Origin of the sequence: Pseudomonas sp. BCA17 (genome assembly GCF_004519405.1) — a bacterium.
GTDB lineage: Bacteria > Pseudomonadota > Gammaproteobacteria > Pseudomonadales > Pseudomonadaceae > Aquipseudomonas.
Genome location: NZ_SGWI01000003.1, coordinates 567631 through 585430 on the forward strand (window position 1 = coordinate 567631; position 17800 = coordinate 585430).

Here is a 17800-nt window from a genome sequence, read left to right on the forward strand (position 1 = left end):
AGTGTGCGAATGGGCGCCGTTGTGCGTTTAGTATCAGGCCAGGTGCAACCAGGCCGGACAACGCCCCATCCGAGCCTGACAGGTTGGACCTGCTGCAGCGCCCCTCGGACAGGTGGCGGGAGAACGGCATCAGCCGTTCGAAATCGGGGGCGATTATAGCTTTCTTTGTCTGGCTAGTGGCAAGTGACAAGCTACAAGCGGCAAGTTAACAGCGAATCGGCTTTTACTTGCAGCTTGTAGCTTGAAACTTACAGCTGGGGGCGCAACCTTATTGATTACACCCCTCGAACCTGGAACCCCCATGAACTTCCACACCCGCAAATGGGTAAAACCCGAAGACCTCAACCCCAACGGCACTCTGTTCGGCGGCAGCCTGCTGCGCTGGATCGATGAAGAGGCGGCCATTTACGCGATTGTCCAACTGGGCAACCAGCGAGTGGTGACCAAGTACATCTCCGAGATCAACTTCGTCAGCGCCTCGCGCCAGGGCGATATCATTGAACTGGGCATCACCGCCACCGAGTTCGGCCGCACCTCCATCACCCTGACGTGTGAAGTGCGCAACAAGATCACTCGTAAAAGTATCCTCACCGTGGAAAAGATGGTGTTCGTCAACCTCGGTGAAGATGGCTTGCCTGCGCCCCACGGCCGTACCGAAATCAAATACGTGAAGGACCAGTTCCAGGATGACGCCGTCGCCGGTTAGATGTTGATTCTTTACCGGGTTATTCCGTAAGGATCTTTGCGGGGCTCTCTCATCACTCAGGCCTACACCCTGCAGAGAGAGCCTCATGTATGAAAGTGTCAACCTCGCCTGTCCAATCCTCGCTGCCTCTAGCGGCCGATCAGGCGGTAAAAACGCCTCTGGTCAACGAGGTAGGCCCGCGCAAGTTATGCCTGTATCGCTACAGCGATGGCCGTGTGAGGGTGGTGCTCTCACCGCCGCCGGTGAGCCATCTTGTGCTCAGTGGTGGCGGTGCGAAGGGCATCGCCTTCCCGGGGATGCTGCAGGCGCTTGAGCAGGGCAACACGCTATCGGGTGTCAAAGTGGTTTCCGGCTCATCCGCCGGTGCGATCTCCGCCACGCTGATCGCCAGCGGCATGGGCGCGCAGGCGTTCGGTCAGCTCTCGAACAGTATTGACCTGCCCAGCCTGCTCAATAGCAAAGACCCGGTGACGGCCTGGCTGCAAACAGTCGGCTCTGAACTTGGCAAACTCGCCGGGCGCCTGCCTGGTGCCGCCGGCAACGTTTCCCAACTGCTGCTGACCCTGTTGCCGCGCCTGCAAACCGAGGCCTCGCCGCTGGAGGAAATGATACGCACCGAGTCGCGCAAATCGCTCCTCGCTCATATCGCCAAGGTGCCCAGGGCTAAACAACCCGCCGACATGATAAAGATCGCCGACAGGCTCAGTGCCGGTGGTGCCCCGACTTTTCGCGATCTGGATGTGTTGAGCCGGTATATTCCGGCGATCAAGACGCTCAATATCACCGGCACGGGTATGTTCGACGGGCGCCCGCAGTTGGTTGTGTTCAATGCCGGTCTCACCCCGGATATGGACATTGCCCGAGCCGCGCGTATTTCGGGCGCTTTGCCGGGCTTGTTCAAAAGCCCGGAAGAGCAAGGCCATGGATTCCAGGCACAGGCACAGATCACGGCGTTTCAGGACGGTGGCTTGCTGGTCAATACGCCCGCGCCGGGGGTGATCGAAGGTACCGTTGTGCAGAGCCCGTTGAATCGGCCCGAGTCGTTGGTCGTCAAGTTCGAGTCCGAGGCCGCAGCGCCAGAGAAAAGTGGTAGGTTCTTCAGTCATTGGGTCGACCGCGTTACCGGGACACCCCACGCCGCTGCCGGTGCTTACCAGGAGCAGCGACTCAAGGCGTATAGCGATCAGACAGTGACCTTGCCGTTGAAGACGGAAAAAGGTGACTTTCGCGGCCTGCTCAAGGGCACCGTCAACTTCACCATGACGCCCGAACAGAAACAGGAATTGCAGGCACGCAGCCGGCAAGCAGTAGCAGGGCATCTGGATAAGCGTGCACAGGTGCGTGAGTCTCACGCGTTCCCCTCATTGGAAAGCGCGGTGCTGGCGATGGACGATGAACTGCTTGCCGGCGTGCAAACGGCACTCCAGAAAGACTCCGCCGCCGCAGATGTACTGATGTTTCGCAAGCATGCACAGCAAGCCTTGCACGCCTTGGATGGCGCCATCAGCGAGGCCAATCAAGTCGGTGGCGCCCTCAAGCTCACGCCAAAGGTAGCGGCAGCCTTGCGTAACCTGGACGCGCTGGCCCGTCGACCCGAGCACGTCGAGTGGTTGGGGCAACGCTTGAATGCGACGGGCCGGCGCAATTTTCAGCAGCTGTTACAAGTGGCTGCCAGACAGGCTCCGCCCCTGTCCAAAGTGATGGCCAGTGCCGTCGCTGAAATGAAAAGGCGCGACATCGCGGTAAAAGCCGAAAACTTCACGCGTGAGGTGATTTACCCCTCAATGCACCGTCCGGGCCAATCGACCGCCAATAGCGAGTTATTACAGCGTTCGGTGCGTGACTTGGCCGACGCGACCACGCCCGCCGAGTTCAACCGCGTACTCGACGGCATCATTGAACACTACGGTGCGCGCAATAAACCCTGGAGCAAGCCGATAAGCTCTACCACCGTTGAAATGGCCAAGGCCTGGCGCATTCCGGTTTAAATACCGGGCCACTGAACAGCCATCGTTGCGGCGTGTCGTAGCTACAAGTACTCCTTAGGACTCTGGTAGATCATGGCCACCCCCGAAGACGGCAAGACCCCCAACCTGTCGCAGGAAGAGCAACAGGACGTAGACAAAAACCAGCCACCCCGAGCGGCTGTGCTGCATGAAATCATCCGTACCCAGGGCGACCAGGAGCTGGAGCGCAATGTTGCAGCGTTGTGGTGGTCGGCGTTGGCCGCTGGGTTGACCATGGGGCTGTCATTGATGGCCATGGGGTTGCTCAACTCGCGGCTGCCGGAGGGCGAAGCCTTCAAGGTCATCGCCAGTTTTGGCTACTGCGCGGGTTTCCTCGCGGTGATCCTCGCGCGCCAGCAACTGTTCACCGAGAACACCCTGACGGCCGTGCTGCCGGTGATGAGCAAACCCACGCTGAACAACGCGGGCCGGCTTCTGCGGCTGTGGTCAGTGGTGCTGGTGGGCAATTTGTGCGGCACCTTGCTGGTGGCCTACGTGATGTTGCACCTGCCGATTTTCGACACCAAGACCGACATGGCCTTCCTCGAAATCGGCCGTAAAGTCATGGAGAACAACCCTGGGCAGATGTTCGCCAAGGGCATCATCTCCGGCTGGATGATCGCCACCATGGTGTGGATGATCCCGTCGATGGAAAGCGCCAAGATCTGGATCATCATCATGATCACCTACCTGATGGCGCTGGGCGATTTCACCCATATCGTGGTGGGGTCGGCGGAAGTCTCCTACCTGGTGTTCGCCGGTGAGCTGTCGTGGCATGACTTCTGGCTGGTATTTGCCGGCCCGACCCTGGCCGGCAATATCATTGGTGGCAGCTTTATCTTTGCGCTGATCAGCCATGCGCAGATCCGCAGCGAAGGCAGCCTGCCCGGCAAAACAGCTGCGGATCCGAGGCATCCGCAGCAGGTCGACAAGGATCAGTGAGGATCGGGTGTGGCCTCGGGTTCGCCCTGGGTCACATGCTTGACCAGCTTGCCGATGCTCAAACCCTGCAGCAGGATCGATGACAGCACCACGATGTAGGTGATGCTCAGCAGCAGGTCGCGTTCCGGGCCCAGCGGCAAGGCCAGGGCCAATGCCACCGAGACACCGCCGCGCAAGCCGCCCCAGGTGAGAATGCGGATGGTGCCGCGCGGTACGCTGCGCCAGCGACGCAGCAGCAGGATCGCTGGAGCCACCGTCAGCAGGCGCGACAGCAGGATCGCCACGGCCAGCAAGCTTGCCGCAAACACATGCAGCCAGTTGAACGGCAGCAGCAACAGCTCCATGCCGATCAGTGCGAACAGCAGGGCATTAAGCATGTCATCGAGCAATTCCCAGAAGCCGTCCAGGTAGCGCCGGGTCATGTCGTTCATCGCCAGCTTGCGTCCCAGGTTGCCGATGATCAGCCCCGCGACCACCATCGCAATCGGTGCAGAGACGTGCAGTTCGGTGGCCATCGCCGAGCCGCCGATGACCAGGGCGAGGGTCAGCATCACTTCGATCTGATGCTGTTCAATGCTTTTGATCATCAGGTACACGAGGTAACCAATCAGGCCACCGAACACCACGCCACCTATCGCCTCGTGGGCGAACAGCATGGCGGTAGCACCCACCGTCGGGGTTTCGCCCAGCTGCGCGATGCCCAGCAACACGGTAAACACCACGACCGCCGTACCGTCGTTGAACAGCGATTCGCCGACAATGGTGGTTTTCAAGGGTTTCGAGGCGTTGGCGGTACGCAATACGCCCAGCACCGCAATCGGGTCGGTGGGGGAAATCAGCGCGCCGAACAGCAGGCAGTACAGGAAACTCACGTGCCAGCCAAACAGGGCAAAGATGTAATACGCCAGGCTGCCGATCACCACGGTAGCAATCAACACACCGAAAGTTGCCAGCAGGCCGATGGGCCAGCGATAACTGCGCAGGTCGTTCAAGTTGACGTGCAAGGCGCCGGCAAACAGCAAGAACGACAGCATCCAGTTCATCAGCAAGTCGCCGAAGTCGATCTGGCCGATCAGTTGCTGGATACGGTCCTCCAGGCCGGGGTAGCCGAGTACGCTCAGCCCTTGCAGGATCAGTGAGAAGAGCAAAGCCGTGACCATTACGCCAATGGTGGGCGGCAGGCCGATAAAACGGAAGTTCACATAGGTGAGCAGCGTGGTGAGGCAAATGAAGGCGGCGACAAGTTCAAGCATCCGGGGTCCTTGGAAGTTGGGGTAGGTCATTGATGCTGGATGGACCGCAGCAGCGGCGGGATGTTGCAAGCCATGGATAGAACCTTTTCGGTTTTACAGGGCTCATAGCGGGTAAGTGCGGCCGGACATGTTTAGTGCTAAAACTCCAGCCGCTGGTTAAAACAACAAAAGGAATCTGTGATGACGGTGGCATTCTGGTGTGTATTGATCGCGATTTTTCTACCTTACCTGTGCACGGGTGTGGCCAAGTTCAGCGAAGGCAAATTCGGGCTGCGGCAGAACCACGACCCGCGTGCCTTCCTCGATACCCTGGACGGCCTGGCAAGACGCGCTCACAACGCACAACTGAACAGCTTTGAGGTGACGCCGGCATTCGCGGCGGCGGTGATTATTGCGCACCTTGCCGGTACGGCGTCGCTGGTGACGATCAACGTGCTGGCGGTGTTGTTCATCACCAGCCGCCTGCTGTACATCATTTGCTACCTGGCGGATTGGGCAATGTTGCGCTCGCTGGTGTGGTTCGCGGGCATGGCATTGATTGCGAGTTTCTTCTTTGTCTCGATCTGACGCCTGACGCAAACCCCTGTGCTTGTCGTGAGCTGGCCTGCCCTGATGCCGGCGCAACACTGTGGCGAGGGAGCTTGCTCCCGCTGGGCCGCGAAGCGGCCCCAGCTTTTGGTTTGAAAAGACTGGGCCTGCTACGCAGTCCAGCGGGAGCAAGCTCCCTCGCCACAGGTCAGCATCAGGTGCCGGCAGGTGCGTCGGGTACCTGCGGCAGCGTCGCGCCTTTAGGCCACAACATCCAGATCTGCCCCTGCTGCTTCATGTTCCCCGCCAACTCTCCCGCGGCATCACCCGTGCCCCAGAACAAGTCCGCACGCACTTCGCCGGTGATCGCGCCACCCGTGTCCTGCGCGGCGACGGGCCTGGCAATCGGTGAGCCATCGGGTTTGGTGGTCGACAGCCACAACAGGCTGCCGAGCGGAATGACCTTGCGATCAACGGCCACGCTATAACCGGCCGTCAACGGTACGTTCAGTGAGCCCCGTGGCCCTTCGTTACTGTCGGGGCGGGCGCTGAAGAACACGTAGCTGGGGTTGCTCGCCAACAGCTCCGGAATGCGTTGCGGATGGGCCTTGGCCCAGGCGCTGATGGCGCCCATGGTCACGTCGTCTTTTTTCAGTTCGCCTTGCTCCACCAGCCAGCGCCCGATCGGGCGATAGGGGTAGCCGTTCTGGTCGCCGTAACCCACGCGTAGTTGGCGCCCGCCCGCCAGTTGAATACGCCCCGAGCCTTGGATTTGCAGGAACTGCAGGTCCATCGGATTGGTCAGCCAGGCAATCGGCTTGGCGGTCGAGCCTTGGCTGTTGAGGGTGGCGGCGTCGTCATAGGGTTTGAGCACGCGACCTTCCAGACGACCACGCAGGCGCTTGCCCTTGAGTTCGGGGTAGATACTTTCCAGATTGACGATGATCAGGTCGTCCGGCACGCCGTACACGGGCACATGGGCCGTGGCGGTTTCGGTCAGGCTGCCGGGGTAGACCGGTTCGTAATAGCCGGTGATCAGGCCGTTCGGGGTGTTGTCGGCCGAGCGCAGGCCGAATACATCCAGGCGCTCCTTGAGAAAACCACGGATCGCCGCGACATCGCCTGGCACGCTTACCGCTGCCGCACAAGTCGCACCCCACACCGGATCGGCCTTGAGGCGTTGGCAGGCGCTGCGCCAGGATTCAAAACCGGCCAGCAGGTCGCTGTCGGACACGCTTGGCAAGGCTTCCCATGGCGCGCTCACATACGTAGCGACGGCATGGGGCTTGGCGGCTTCCGGTTTACTGGCTTCTTTGCCGCCGTCACAGCCGGCCAGCAGCGCGATCATCGGCAGAGCCCACACCAGGCGGCTCCAGGGTTTGAAGGTGAAATTCATACAAGCAATTCCTGAAGCGATCACCCGCGCATCAACGCCAGCGGGCAACCCTTATTATTAATAGGGCTATTGGTCTTTGTGGGCGGGGCGAGGATACTGGCCGCCGTTCCCGTGACCATGAAGCCAACATGACTTTTAAAAAACTGACCGTGGTATTGCTGGCCTGCCTGACGTTGTCCGCTTGCGGCGGTGTTGATCCGAACTCTCCCCTGGGCCAGCGCAAGGCGATCTTCAAACAGATGCTCAAGACCGGCGAAGACCTGGGGGGCATGTTGCGCGGACGCATTCCGTTCGACGGCGCAAAGTTCGCCGAAGGTGCGGTCAAGCTGGACGCGTTGTCCCATGAACCGTGGAAACATTTTCCAAGCGTGCGCGAAGAAGACCATACCAGTGCCAAGGATAACGTGTGGCAACAACAGGCACGCTTCCAGGAGCTGGCCCGAAACCTTGAGGCTGCCACCGGTGAGTTGGTGATCGCCAGTCAGGTCCAGCCTTACAAAGCCAGCAACCTGGGCCCTGCCGTGCAGAAAGTCGAAGACGCCTGCACCGCCTGCCATAAACAGTTCCGCGACCACTGACGGGTCTTACTGGTCGAGTTCTTCCACTGCGTCCTGCAGTTCTTTGCGGGATTCGGCGAGCTTGTCCTTACGCTTGTTGATCTTGTCGGCGTCGCCCTTTTTCATCGCCTTGTCGAGGTCGGCCTGACGGCGGCTGACTTCATGCTTGGCGTCGAGCACCTTGTTTTCCCGCTCTTTGCGCAAGGAAGCGTCATTGCAGTGGGTGGTCACTTCGCTCAGGGCTTTTTCCAGGCCGGCCTGCTGCTCGCTGTTGCCGTGAACCTTGGCTTGTTCGATCTGAGTGCTGATGGCCTGGCGCTTGGCGGCGCAGCCGGTGAGTGGCTGGGCTTCTTCGGCTGCCAGTAACGGTGTGGTCATGAAGCTTGCGACGGTCAATAGGGCGAGGGGGGCGAAAAAATTCATGTGGGACTCCAAAGTTGCGATCCGATGGCAGGGTGAATTCTGCCGTGATTAAAGGTGGTTGGCCTGGGTTCAAAACCCGTCTATCCCGGCCGTGTGTAATGTTTGAGCCAACGCCTGCACTTGCGGGTCGTGAAAAAAAGCGCTGAGTTGCGCCGCACGACCCGGGCCGATGCCTTCGGTAGTAAGCCAGGCTTGTGTGTCCCGGGTAGCCAGGGTCTGCCAGCCGCCTTTCAGGTTGTTGCGTGCCGAAGGCGGTACACCCAACGCTTTGAGCCATTGTGCAAAGGGGCGTTGCCGGGCGCTGTGGATGTTGTCGAGCACCCGCGCACGGCTGCGGTCACCGAAGCCATCAATGTTAGCAAGCTCTGTCGCATCCAGGGTTAACCAATCGAGAAAGCCTGCTATTAGACCGGCCTGTATCAATATGTTCCAGGTCTCGCGGCCCATATGCGGCAAGGCCAGGCCCTGGTTGCCGCTGAGCCAGGTCAGGCGCGCAAGCAACTGCTCCTCACAGCCGGGGTCCAGTTGCCAGCAGCTCAAGGCATGGAAGGCCTGGGCATCGGGTACTTGCACTTGCACCCTTGTCTCATTGCGCAGGATGACCTCCTCCAGCCGGGGGATCACCTGGCCGGCCAGGCTGATGGACACCTGGTCTCCGGGGCGGATATCCAGGGTTTGCCAGCGCTTCAGGGAACCGGCGCTGACCCGGCTGATCTGTCGGTCATCCAGGCGCACCGGTTCCAGCTCCAGAATGGGGGTGATACGCCCCGTGCGACCCACCTTGAACTGCACCTTGCGTACCAGTGCCAGAGCCTTGGCGGCCGGGTATTTCCAGGCTACTGCCCAGTAAGGTGCTGCGACTTGCCAGCGTTCGGCAGGAGCATGCGCGGCTTGGTGCAGCACCACACCGTCGCTGGCGAACGGCAGAGGCTGGTTGTACCAGTGAGTGCGCCACTGCGCGGCGTCGCTGATGTGTTTGATCGGTTGGCTGTAACGCTCGCTGTCGATGAAGCCCCAGCGTGTCAGGGTCGCCAGGCGCTCGGAGAAACTGGCCGGGCCTTCTGGCCAGGCCCAGACGAAAAGGCCGATTCCGGCGGCTTCGACGTCATTCAACTGGTGGCGGTTCATCAAACCGGCCACCTTGCTGCGGGCATTGAGTCCGCCATCTGCCGACTGCACATGTGCATCCAGGCGCCAGTAAAGCTCGCCTTGCAGCACGACATCCACGGGCTCCGGCAGTTGTTGGACGATGGCGGCGATCCTGCCGGCGGAGGCGGACCAGTCCTGACCGAGCAGGCCGTCACCGCGGCTGATGACCTGGCTCAAACGTCCGCTGCGATACACCAATGTCACCGCTACACCGTCGACCTTGGGTTGAATCCAGACGTCCTGGCGCTGGCCAAGCCAGTCGCTGACTGCCGACTCATCCGGCAGCTTTTCGAGGCCGGTGTGTACGATCGGATGAGGCAGTGTGCCCCGCGCACTGGCCAGGGGGTTATCAGCGTCCGATGCGGGGTGGGGAAAACACTCGCGCCAACGGTTCAGGCGCTGGCGCGCCTGGTCGTAAAGCTCGTCGCTGACGGGGGACTGGCCGAGGCGGTGGTAACTGTCGTCCCACAGGTGGATCTGCCTGGTCAGGGTGTCGAACTGTGAACGGGTCTGATCGGTGCAGTTTTCGGCCCCGGCCCAAAAAGGTAGAGCACTGAACAGTAAAACAATCAGCAGGCGCATCATGAGCATCCTTGCTCGAAAAGGGCGCCCAGCCTAAGTGATGCGCACGGCCACAAAAAAGCCCCGGACGCGCGGGGCTTTTTACCGGGTGTTTCCGCTTACTTGAACAGGCCGCCCAAGGCTTTCACTGCATCATTATTCTGCGCCTTGGCCTGCTGCTTTTGCTGGCTGGCGTCAACTTTGGCCTGGGAGTCGGCGAGTTTGTTGCAACCTTTGTTGACTTGTTCCAGCGCGGCTTCAAATGCCCTCACTTTCAGGACGTCGTTCTGAGCGTTGGCTGCATCGATCTTGGCTTGCAGGTCTTTGGCGTGTTGCTGGCAATCGCCGGAATTACCGCCACCCAGTTGCGAGCTCAGGGCACCGCTCAGTGCGCTCAGGTCAGCGGCGTGAGCCGGCAGGGTGAACAGGCTGAGCAGAAGTGCGGCAGGGGCGAGCGTGGAAATGCGCATGAAAACCTCAATGTTCGATTGCCTGCGCGCTTATCCGTCCCGGGCGGGCGCAGTGCAATATCCAAATTAAGGTGAAGGGCCCGAGAGGGCGCGGATTCTAGAGGGCCATTATTTGGCCTGCAAGGTTTGGATCCAAAATATGTGCGCTTCGTTCGCAAACCACCGGGCAATAAAAAGCCCCGCCGGGCTAACCGGGCGGGGCTTTGAGTACCGCGAGCGATTACAAGCCGGCAGCAGTGCGCAGGTCGTTGGCGCGGTCGGTTTTTTCCCAGGTGAACGTGGTGAAGGTGTCGTCGCCGACGGTCTTCTGCGCAGGCGTACGGCCGAAGTGACCGTAGGCTGCGGTTTCCTGGTACATCGGATGCAGCAGGTCGAGCATGGTGGTGATCGCGTAAGGGCGCAGGTCGAAGATCTCGCGTACCAGCTTGATGATCTTGTCGTCGCTGATCTTGCCGGTGCCGAAAGTATTCAGCGAGATCGACGTAGGCTGTGCCACACCGATGGCGTAGGACACCTGGATCTCGCAACGCTCGGCCAGGCCGGCGGCCACGATGTTCTTGGCCACGTAGCGACCGGCGTAGGCAGCGGAACGGTCAACCTTGGATGGGTCTTTACCGGAGAACGCGCCACCGCCGTGACGAGCCATGCCGCCGTAGCTGTCGACGATGATCTTGCGACCGGTGAGGCCGCAGTCGCCTACCGGGCCACCGATGATGAACTGGCCGGTCGGGTTGATGTGGAACTGGGTATCCTTGGTCAGCAGTTCGGCAGGCAGCACGTGCTTGACGATCAGCTCCATCACGCCTTCTCGCAGGTCGGCGTAGGACACGTCCGGGTTGTGCTGGGTCGACAGTACAACGGCGTCGATACCGACCACTTTGCCGCCTTCATAGCGGCAGGTCACCTGGGACTTGGCGTCCGGGCGCAGCCACGGCAGCACGCCGGATTTACGAGCTTCGGCCTGGCGCTGTACCAGCTGGTGCGAGAAGGTGATCGGTGCAGGCATCAGCACGTCGGTTTCGTTGCTGGCGTAGCCGAACATCAGGCCCTGGTCGCCCGCGCCTTGATCTTCCGGCTTGGCACGGTCCACGCCTTGGTTGATGTCGGGGGACTGCTTGCCGATGATGTTCATCACGCCGCAGGTGGCGCCGTCGAAGCCAACGTCGGAGCTGTTGTAGCCGATGTCGGTGATCACATCACGGACGATCTGCTCCAGGTCGACCCAGGCCGAAGTGGTCACTTCGCCAGCGATGATCGCTACACCGGTTTTCACCAGGGTCTCGCACGCCACACGGGCGAACTTGTCTTGAGCAATGATGGCGTCCAGCACCGCGTCAGAAATCTGGTCGGCGATTTTGTCCGGATGCCCTTCAGACACGGACTCGGAGGTGAAAAGGGAGTATTCGCTCATCTCGATGTTTTCCTGATATTTACCGATGGTGAGTGTCGCCAGCCGGTCGCTGAAAATGGCGAACCTGGATCTGGAAACCATTACGTAAACCTACATAGAGGCTTTCCCCGGGAACGAGTCCCGCAGCGGTGGCCCAACGGGCCAGATCGTCCTGTTCAAACCCCAACCAGAGATCACCGCAGGCCTCCCTGGCCCAATTCTGGTTGTGGCTGCATAAATCCGTAACCAGCAGGCTACCGCCGGGGTGCAGCAACCCGGCCATTTGCTTGAGGGCGTCGGCGGGGGCGGCGAAATGGTGCAAGACCATGTTCAGCACCACGCAGTCGGCCCGCAGGCTGGTGTGATTCAGGGCGTCAGCCAACTGCAGGCTGACGTTGCCCAGCGCTTGGCGCTCGCACAACTGGCGCGCCAGTTCGAGCATGGCCGGGCTGTTGTCCAGTGCGGTGACCTGCCCGAAGCGGCGTGCCAGTTCGGGCAGGAAACCGCCATCGCCAGGGCCGACTTCCAGTGCGGTTGCTTCTTCACTGAAGCTCAGCTTGTCCAACAACGCCAGTACGCTCTCGCGGTATTGGGGCAAGCCGGCGATCAGGTCCTGCTGGGCATGAAACTTCTCGGCGACCCGTGAGAAAAAATCCTGGCTGGCGGCGGCGCGTTGCCCGTGCACTTGAGCGATACGCGACTGCACATCTGTCGGCAGCCCAAGGTTGTCCACTTCGTCCAGCAACGCCGCGTGCAGTTTGCCGCCGAGCAGCTCGGTATGGGGCAGGGCGCGGCGGTAGAAGATCGCATTGCCTTCACGACGGGTGGCCACCAGGTCGGCCTGGGCCAGCACCTTCAAGTGGTGGCTCATGCCCGACTGGCCGATGGCGAAGATCTGCGCCAGTTCCAGCACGCCGAAGGAGTCGTTGGCCAGTGCACGCAATACGTTCAGGCGCAACGGATCGCCAGCGGCCTTGCACAAGGCTGCCAGTTCATCGCCGTCGTCGGGGCGCAGGGAGGGCACGGGTAGGTTCATAAGGCCAGCAGTCTAGTGATGGGTGGAAATCCTCGCAAGGTCAATATCAAAAAGTTTTGATATTGATCGATAAGTGGCGGTTATAAGCAGCGCCTATAGTCTTACAGACGAACCGGTGAAAGGTTTCTGCAGGCGATTGCCGCCCGAAGCACAGGAAAAACACCGCCAAGTGACTATCTGTCATTGCCCGCAGGCGGTGGCTGAGGGAAAATGCCGGTCCTTTTTTCCGTTTCTTTTATTCACTCTATTCAAAATCCTCAGGAGATCAGCGATGCCCAGCCGTCGTGAGCGTGCCAACGCCATTCGTGCCCTCAGCATGGATGCCGTGCAAAAAGCCAACAGCGGCCATCCCGGTGCCCCTATGGGCATGGCGGATATCGCCGAGGTACTTTGGCGTGATTACCTGAAGCACAATCCGAGCAACCCGTCGTTCGCCGACCGTGACCGCTTCGTGCTGTCCAACGGCCACGGCTCGATGCTGATCTACTCGCTGCTGCACCTGACCGGCTACGACGTCACCATCGATGACCTCAAGAGCTTCCGCCAGCTGCACAGCCGCACTCCGGGCCACCCGGAATTCGGCTATACCCCAGGCGTCGAGACCACCACCGGTCCCCTGGGCCAGGGCCTGGCCAACGCCGTTGGCTTCGCGCTGGCTGAAAAAGTACTGGGCGCGCAGTTCAACCGCCCTGGCCACGACATCGTCGACCACCACACCTATGTGTTCCTGGGTGATGGCTGCATGATGGAAGGCATTTCCCACGAAGTCGCTTCCCTGGCCGGTACCCTGGGCCTGGGCAAGCTGATTGCCTTCTACGATGACAACGGCATCTCCATCGACGGTGAAGTCGAAGGCTGGTTCACCGATGACACCCCGAAGCGTTTCGAAGCCTACAACTGGCAGGTGATCCGCAACGTCGACGGCCACGACCCGGAAGAAATCAAGACCGCTATCGACACCGCCCGCAAGAGCGCGCAGCCAACCCTGATCTGCTGCAAGACCACCATCGGTTTCGGCTCGCCGAACAAGCAAGGCAAGGAAGACTGCCACGGCGCCCCACTGGGTGACGCGGAAATCGCCTTGACCCGCGAAGCGCTGAAGTGGAACCACGGCCCATTTGAAATTCCTGCCGACATCTATGCCGAATGGGATGCCAAGGAAAAAGGCCTGGCCACTGAAGCCGAGTGGGACCAGCGTTTCGCCGCCTACTCCGCCGAATTCCCCGAGCTGGCCAATGAGCTGGTACGCCGCCTCGCCGGTGACCTGCCTGCCGATTTCTCGGAAAAAGCCTCGGCCTACATCGCCGAAGTCGCGGCCAAGGGCGAAACCATCGCCAGCCGTAAAGCCAGCCAGAACACCCTGAATGCCTTCGGCCCGCTGTTGCCTGAGTTCCTCGGCGGTTCGGCTGACCTGGCCGGTTCCAACCTGACCCTGTGGAAAGGTTGCAAAGGTGTCTCGGCTGAAGATGCCAGCGGCAACTACATGTACTACGGCGTGCGCGAGTTCGGCATGAGCGCCATCATGAACGGCGTGTCCCTGCATGGTGGCCTGGTGCCTTACGGTGCGACCTTCCTGATGTTCATGGAATACGCCCGCAACGCCGTACGCATGGCCGCGCTGATGAAGAAACGCGTGATCCACGTGTACACCCACGACTCCATCGGCCTGGGCGAAGACGGCCCGACGCACCAGCCGGTCGAGCAACTGACCAGCCTGCGCACCACGCCGAACCTGGACACCTGGCGCCCAGCCGACGCGGTGGAATCCGCGGTGGCCTGGAAGCATGCCATCGAGCGTAAGGACGGCCCTTCGGCTCTGATCTTCTCGCGTCAGAACCTGCAGCACCAAGTGCGTACCGACGCGCAGATCGCCGACATCAGCCGTGGTGGTTATGTGCTCAAGGACTGCATCGGCGAGCCGGAACTGATCCTGATTTCCACCGGTTCCGAAGTGGGCCTGACCGTTCAGGCCTACGACAAGCTGACCGCACAAGGCCGCAACGTGCGCGTTGTGTCCATGCCGTGCACCAGCGTGTTCGAAGCCCAGGACGCCGGCTACAAGCAATCGGTACTGCCACTGCAGGTCAGCGCGCGTATCGCCATCGAAGCGGCTCACGCCGACTACTGGTACAAGTACGTGGGCCTGGAAGGCCGCGTGATCGGCATGACCACCTACGGTGAGTCCGCGCCGGCGGCAGCGTTGTTCGAAGAGTTCGGCTTCACCCTGGAAAACATCCTGGGTCAGGCTGAAGAGCTGCTGGAAGACTAAGGCGCGTTCCCTTGTAGGAGCGAGCTTGTTGTGGCGAGGGAGCTTGCTCCCGCCGGGCTGCGAAGCGGCCCCAATCCGAGTGACCGAGCTGTATCAGATACACCTCGGCAACCGGTTTGGGAGCGCTACGCGCTCCAGCGGGAGCAAGCTCCCTCGCCACACAAGCGCTCTCTTACAGTTGTTTGTGTCGCCCATACTGCGAGAACCCCATGCCTCAACCGCGTCCCTACAAAGTTGCACTCAACGGCTACGGCCGCATTGGTCGTTGCGTCTTGCGTGCTCTGTTCGAGCGAGGGGCGGCGGCCGGGTTTGAAATTGTCGCGATCAACGATCTGGCCGACATGCCCAGTATCGAATACCTGACACGCTTTGACTCCACCCACGGCCGGTTCCCGGGCGAAGTGCGGGTTGACGGCGATTGTCTGCACATTAATGGCAGCTGCGTGAAAGTGCTGCGCAGTGCCACCCCCGAGGGCATCGACTGGGCGGCGTTGGGCGTCGACCTGGTGTTGGAATGCTCCGGTGCCTACCACACCCGTGGCGATGGCCAGCGTTTCCTCGACGCCGGTGCACCACGCGTGCTGTTTTCCCAGCCGATGGCCAGCGAGGCGGATGTCGACGCCACCATCGTCTACGGCATCAACCAGGATTGCCTGACCGGTGATGAACTGCTGGTGTCCAACGCTTCCTGCACCACCAACTGCAGCGTGCCGCTGTTGCGCCTGCTGGATCAGGCGATTGGCCTGGATTATGTGTCGATCACCACGATCCACTCCGCGATGAACGACCAGCCGGTGATCGACGCCTACCATCACGAAGACCTGCGCCGCACGCGATCGGCGTTTCAGTCGGTGATTCCGGTGTCCACAGGTCTGGCCCGTGGTATCGAACGCCTTTTGCCGGAACTTGCCGGCAGAATCCAGGCCAAAGCCGTACGGGTGCCGACGGTGAACGTGTCCTGCCTGGATATCACCATGCAGACCGTCAGCGACACGGATGCGGCGGAGGTCAACCGGATCCTGCGCGACGCCGCCACCAGCGGCCCGCTCAAAGGCTTGCTGGCCTACACCGAGTTGCCCCACGCCAGTTGTGATTTCAACCATGACCCGCATTCGGCGATTGTCGATGCCAGCCAGACCCGCGTTTCCGGCCCGAGGCTGGTGAACATCCTGGCCTGGTTCGACAACGAATGGGGCTTTGCCAACCGCATGCTGGATGTTGCCGAACACTATCTGCACATCGCTTCTAAACAACCTCAACAGTAATTCAGGAACTGCGACCCATGACCGTGTTGAAGATGACCGACCTCGATCTGCAAGGTAAGCGCGTACTGATCCGCGAAGACCTCAACGTCCCAGTCAAGGACGGTGTTGTCGCCAGCGATGCGCGAATCCTGGCCTCGCTGCCGACCATCAAGCTGGCCCTGGAAAAAGGTGCGGCCGTGATGGTCTGCTCCCACTTGGGTCGCCCGACTGAAGGTGAGTTCTCCGCCGAAAACAGCCTCAAGCCTGTAGCCGATTACCTCAGCAAAGCCTTGGGGCGTGAGGTGCCGCTGGTGGCCGATTACCTGAACGGCGTCGACGTAAAAGCGGGCGACATCGTGCTGTTCGAAAACGTGCGCTTCAACAAGGGCGAGAAAAAGAACAGCGACGAACTGGCCCAGCAATATGCGGCCCTGTGCGACGTGTTTGTGATGGATGCCTTCGGCACCGCTCACCGCGCCGAAGGTTCGACCCATGGCGTGGCCAAGTTCGCCAAGGTCGCGGCTGCCGGCCCGCTGCTGGCTGCCGAATTGGACGCACTGGGTAAGGCCCTGGGGGCTCCGGCTCAACCGATGGCCGCCATCGTGGCCGGCTCCAAAGTGTCCACCAAACTGGACGTGCTCAACAGCCTGAGCCAGATCTGCAATCAACTGATTGTCGGCGGCGGTATCGCCAACACCTTCCTGGCCGCTGCCGGCCATCCGGTGGGCAAGTCGCTGTATGAGCCGGACCTGCTCGACACCGCCCGTGCAATCGCCGCCAAAGTCAGCGTGCCGCTGCCGGTCGATGTGGTGGTAGCCAAGGAGTTTGCTGCAAGCGCCGAGGCGACGGTCAAGCTGATCGCTGACGTGGCTGCCGACGATATGATCCTGGATATCGGCCCACAAACCGCGGCTAACTTCGCCGAATTGCTGAAGTCTTCCCAGACTATCCTGTGGAACGGTCCGGTCGGCGTGTTCGAATTCGATCAGTTCGGCAACGGCACCAAAGTGTTGGCCAAGGCGATTGCTGAAAGCACGGCATTCTCCATTGCCGGCGGCGGCGACACCCTGGCGGCCATCGATAAATATGGCGTTGCTGACCAGATCTCCTACATTTCTACCGGTGGCGGCGCGTTCCTCGAGTTCGTCGAGGGCAAAGTGCTGCCAGCCGTTGAAGTGCTGGAAACCCGGGCCAAAGGTTAAGGCGCGTGATCCGGAAAAGGAGCATTCCCATGATCAAGTCGCTGGCATTGGTGATCACCGCAAGCCTGTTGGTCGCCTGCGGTAGCCCGCCGCGGGTAGCGTCCGAGGCGGATAAAGCCGATGCGCCGCACAAGCACAGCTGTTACCAGGCCGACTGGCAAGCCGAAACCATGCCGGTGATCAACAAGCGCATCGGCAACGAGCGGCTGGAGAAATACGACGCCGCGCCCAACGGTCAGGAACAGGGTTGCCCTTGATGGGTCTGATCAACTAACCGACAGCAGTGGCGGCCCCTGGGTCGCCGTTCGAGGATTGGCAATGAAAGGCGTTTTCGCCCTGGCGGCACTGGCACTTCTGGCTGGTTGCAGCAGCATGAATATGTTCAACAAGGCAGAGTCGACAGACAAGTGGACCACCTGGACCTGCGACAGCAAGGCCGAGGTCAACTGGCGTTTTGCCAATGCAGCCCGCAATGAGGTGGATGTGCGCCTCGGCGGTTCCGACCAGGTTTACCGCCTCAAACAAGAGGTTGCCGCCTCGGGCGTGCTGTACAGCGACGGCCAACTGGCGTTTCACACAAAAGGTGAGGAAGGCCTGGTTTACTGGGTCGCCACCGATGACTTGATCGGACGGGGCTGCAAAGCCCAGTAAGAACACGGTCTGGAATT

The 17800-nt window shown here is 60.8% G+C and carries 17 protein-coding genes and 1 riboswitch; of the genes, 10 read left to right on the plus strand and 7 right to left on the minus strand.

Going from position 1 to position 17800, the window contains the following annotated elements; genetic code table 11:
- Positions 1 to 4: 4 nt before the first annotated feature.
- A riboswitch (S-adenosyl-L-homocysteine riboswitch) is annotated at positions 5 to 112 on the minus strand.
- A gap of 189 nt (positions 113 to 301) precedes the next feature.
- The 3 genes from EXW71_RS15165 to EXW71_RS15175 all read left to right on the plus strand — a co-directional run bounded on the left by EXW71_RS15165 (position 302) and on the right by EXW71_RS15175 (position 3654).
- Positions 302 to 706, plus strand: a complete 405-nt coding sequence (locus EXW71_RS15165; RefSeq protein WP_060753419.1) for an acyl-CoA thioesterase — start codon at positions 302 to 304, stop codon at positions 704 to 706.
- Between the two features lie 89 nt (positions 707 to 795).
- Positions 796 to 2694 carry a patatin-like phospholipase family protein gene (locus EXW71_RS15170; protein WP_134659131.1) on the plus strand — a complete coding sequence of 633 codons (1899 nt, stop codon included), beginning with the start codon at positions 796 to 798 and terminating at the stop codon, positions 2692 to 2694.
- A gap of 72 nt (positions 2695 to 2766) precedes the next feature.
- Positions 2767 to 3654, plus strand: a complete 888-nt coding sequence (locus EXW71_RS15175) for a formate/nitrite transporter family protein (RefSeq protein ID WP_134659129.1) — start codon at positions 2767 to 2769, stop codon at positions 3652 to 3654.
- Here the strand turns inward: EXW71_RS15175 and EXW71_RS15180 are convergent.
- Positions 3648 to 4907 (minus strand): sodium:proton antiporter, encoded by a 1260-nt coding sequence (locus tag EXW71_RS15180; RefSeq protein WP_123717209.1) that lies wholly within the window; start codon positions 4905 to 4907, stop codon positions 3648 to 3650. The two genes, EXW71_RS15175 and EXW71_RS15180, sit on opposite strands and share 7 nt — an antisense overlap.
- Before the next feature lie 180 nt (positions 4908 to 5087).
- Here EXW71_RS15180 and EXW71_RS15185 point away from each other — a divergent pair, with 180 nt between their 5' ends.
- A complete protein-coding gene (locus EXW71_RS15185) occupies positions 5088 to 5474 on the plus strand; it encodes an MAPEG family protein (RefSeq protein ID WP_123717210.1) in 387 nt (128 codons plus the stop codon).
- Between the two features lie 175 nt (positions 5475 to 5649).
- Here the strand turns inward: EXW71_RS15185 and EXW71_RS15195 are convergent, their stop codons facing one another.
- Complete coding sequence (locus tag EXW71_RS15195; RefSeq protein ID WP_134659125.1) at positions 5650 to 6831, minus strand: murein transglycosylase A; 1182 nt, start codon at positions 6829 to 6831, stop codon at positions 5650 to 5652.
- Between the two features lie 128 nt (positions 6832 to 6959).
- On the opposite strand from EXW71_RS15195, the gene EXW71_RS15200 reads away from it, so the two are divergent.
- A complete protein-coding gene (locus tag EXW71_RS15200) occupies positions 6960 to 7409 on the plus strand; it encodes a cytochrome c (RefSeq protein ID WP_064454500.1) in 450 nt (149 codons plus the stop codon).
- A 6-nt stretch (positions 7410 to 7415) separates the two neighbouring features.
- Here EXW71_RS15200 and EXW71_RS15205 read toward each other — a convergent pair whose 3' ends face one another.
- The 5 genes from EXW71_RS15205 to EXW71_RS15225 form a co-directional block, all read right to left on the minus strand.
- Positions 7416 to 7811: a DUF1090 domain-containing protein gene (locus tag EXW71_RS15205; protein ID WP_134659123.1), complete on the minus strand. Its 396-nt coding sequence runs from the start codon at positions 7809 to 7811 to the stop codon at positions 7416 to 7418.
- Between the two features lie 69 nt (positions 7812 to 7880).
- Positions 7881 to 9545: an NAD-dependent DNA ligase LigB gene (ligB, locus tag EXW71_RS15210; protein ID WP_134659121.1), complete on the minus strand. Its 1665-nt coding sequence runs from the start codon at positions 9543 to 9545 to the stop codon at positions 7881 to 7883.
- Positions 9546 to 9640: 95 nt separating this feature from the next.
- On the minus strand, positions 9641 to 9991 hold the full coding sequence (locus tag EXW71_RS15215) for a hypothetical protein (RefSeq protein ID WP_134659119.1): 351 nt from the start codon (positions 9989 to 9991) through the stop codon (positions 9641 to 9643).
- Positions 9992 to 10211: 220 nt separating this feature from the next.
- Positions 10212 to 11402: a methionine adenosyltransferase gene (gene metK, locus EXW71_RS15220; protein WP_123717215.1), complete on the minus strand. Its 1191-nt coding sequence runs from the start codon at positions 11400 to 11402 to the stop codon at positions 10212 to 10214.
- Between the two features lie 19 nt (positions 11403 to 11421).
- A complete protein-coding gene (locus tag EXW71_RS15225) occupies positions 11422 to 12417 on the minus strand; it encodes a metalloregulator ArsR/SmtB family transcription factor (protein WP_134659117.1) in 996 nt (331 codons plus the stop codon).
- Between the two features lie 271 nt (positions 12418 to 12688).
- Here EXW71_RS15225 and tkt point away from each other — a divergent pair, with 271 nt between their 5' ends.
- From tkt to EXW71_RS15255, 5 genes are all read left to right on the plus strand, one after another.
- On the plus strand, positions 12689 to 14686 hold the full coding sequence (gene tkt, locus EXW71_RS15230; RefSeq protein WP_123717217.1) for a transketolase: 1998 nt from the start codon (positions 12689 to 12691) through the stop codon (positions 14684 to 14686).
- Positions 14687 to 14895: 209 nt separating this feature from the next.
- Positions 14896 to 15951 carry an erythrose-4-phosphate dehydrogenase gene (epd, locus tag EXW71_RS15240; protein ID WP_123717219.1) on the plus strand — a complete coding sequence of 352 codons (1056 nt, stop codon included), beginning with the start codon at positions 14896 to 14898 and terminating at the stop codon, positions 15949 to 15951.
- Positions 15952 to 15968: 17 nt separating this feature from the next.
- Positions 15969 to 17132, plus strand: coding sequence for a phosphoglycerate kinase (locus EXW71_RS15245; RefSeq protein WP_134659115.1), 1164 nt, complete (start codon positions 15969 to 15971; stop codon positions 17130 to 17132).
- A gap of 29 nt (positions 17133 to 17161) precedes the next feature.
- Complete coding sequence (locus EXW71_RS15250; RefSeq protein ID WP_134659113.1) at positions 17162 to 17389, plus strand: hypothetical protein; 228 nt, start codon at positions 17162 to 17164, stop codon at positions 17387 to 17389.
- Positions 17390 to 17450: 61 nt separating this feature from the next.
- Positions 17451 to 17783 (plus strand): MliC family protein, encoded by a 333-nt coding sequence (locus EXW71_RS15255; protein ID WP_123717222.1) that lies wholly within the window; start codon positions 17451 to 17453, stop codon positions 17781 to 17783.
- Positions 17784 to 17800 lie beyond the last annotated feature (17 nt).

Excerpts from the sequence above, each read along its gene's own strand:
- EXW71_RS15165 (WP_060753419.1), top strand. The coding sequence starts at position 302 with ATGAACTTCCACACCCGCAAATGGGTAAAACCCGAAGACCTCAACCCC.
- EXW71_RS15170 (WP_134659131.1), top strand. The coding sequence starts at position 796 with ATGAAAGTGTCAACCTCGCCTGTCCAATCCTCGCTGCCTCTAGCGGCC.
- EXW71_RS15175 (WP_134659129.1), top strand. The coding sequence starts at position 2,767 with ATGGCCACCCCCGAAGACGGCAAGACCCCCAACCTGTCGCAGGAAGAG.
- EXW71_RS15180 (WP_123717209.1), bottom strand. The coding sequence starts at position 4,907 with ATGCTTGAACTTGTCGCCGCCTTCATTTGCCTCACCACGCTGCTCACC.
- EXW71_RS15185 (WP_123717210.1), top strand. The coding sequence starts at position 5,088 with ATGACGGTGGCATTCTGGTGTGTATTGATCGCGATTTTTCTACCTTAC.
- EXW71_RS15195 (WP_134659125.1), bottom strand. The coding sequence starts at position 6,831 with ATGAATTTCACCTTCAAACCCTGGAGCCGCCTGGTGTGGGCTCTGCCG.
- EXW71_RS15200 (WP_064454500.1), top strand. The coding sequence starts at position 6,960 with ATGACTTTTAAAAAACTGACCGTGGTATTGCTGGCCTGCCTGACGTTG.
- EXW71_RS15205 (WP_134659123.1), bottom strand. The coding sequence starts at position 7,811 with ATGAATTTTTTCGCCCCCCTCGCCCTATTGACCGTCGCAAGCTTCATG.
- ligB (WP_134659121.1), bottom strand. The coding sequence starts at position 9,545 with ATGATGCGCCTGCTGATTGTTTTACTGTTCAGTGCTCTACCTTTTTGG.
- EXW71_RS15215 (WP_134659119.1), bottom strand. The coding sequence starts at position 9,991 with ATGCGCATTTCCACGCTCGCCCCTGCCGCACTTCTGCTCAGCCTGTTC.
- metK (WP_123717215.1), bottom strand. The coding sequence starts at position 11,402 with ATGAGCGAATACTCCCTTTTCACCTCCGAGTCCGTGTCTGAAGGGCAT.
- EXW71_RS15225 (WP_134659117.1), bottom strand. The coding sequence starts at position 12,417 with ATGAACCTACCCGTGCCCTCCCTGCGCCCCGACGACGGCGATGAACTG.
- tkt (WP_123717217.1), top strand. The coding sequence starts at position 12,689 with ATGCCCAGCCGTCGTGAGCGTGCCAACGCCATTCGTGCCCTCAGCATG.
- epd (WP_123717219.1), top strand. The coding sequence starts at position 14,896 with ATGCCTCAACCGCGTCCCTACAAAGTTGCACTCAACGGCTACGGCCGC.
- EXW71_RS15245 (WP_134659115.1), top strand. The coding sequence starts at position 15,969 with ATGACCGTGTTGAAGATGACCGACCTCGATCTGCAAGGTAAGCGCGTA.
- EXW71_RS15250 (WP_134659113.1), top strand. The coding sequence starts at position 17,162 with ATGATCAAGTCGCTGGCATTGGTGATCACCGCAAGCCTGTTGGTCGCC.
- EXW71_RS15255 (WP_123717222.1), top strand. The coding sequence starts at position 17,451 with ATGAAAGGCGTTTTCGCCCTGGCGGCACTGGCACTTCTGGCTGGTTGC.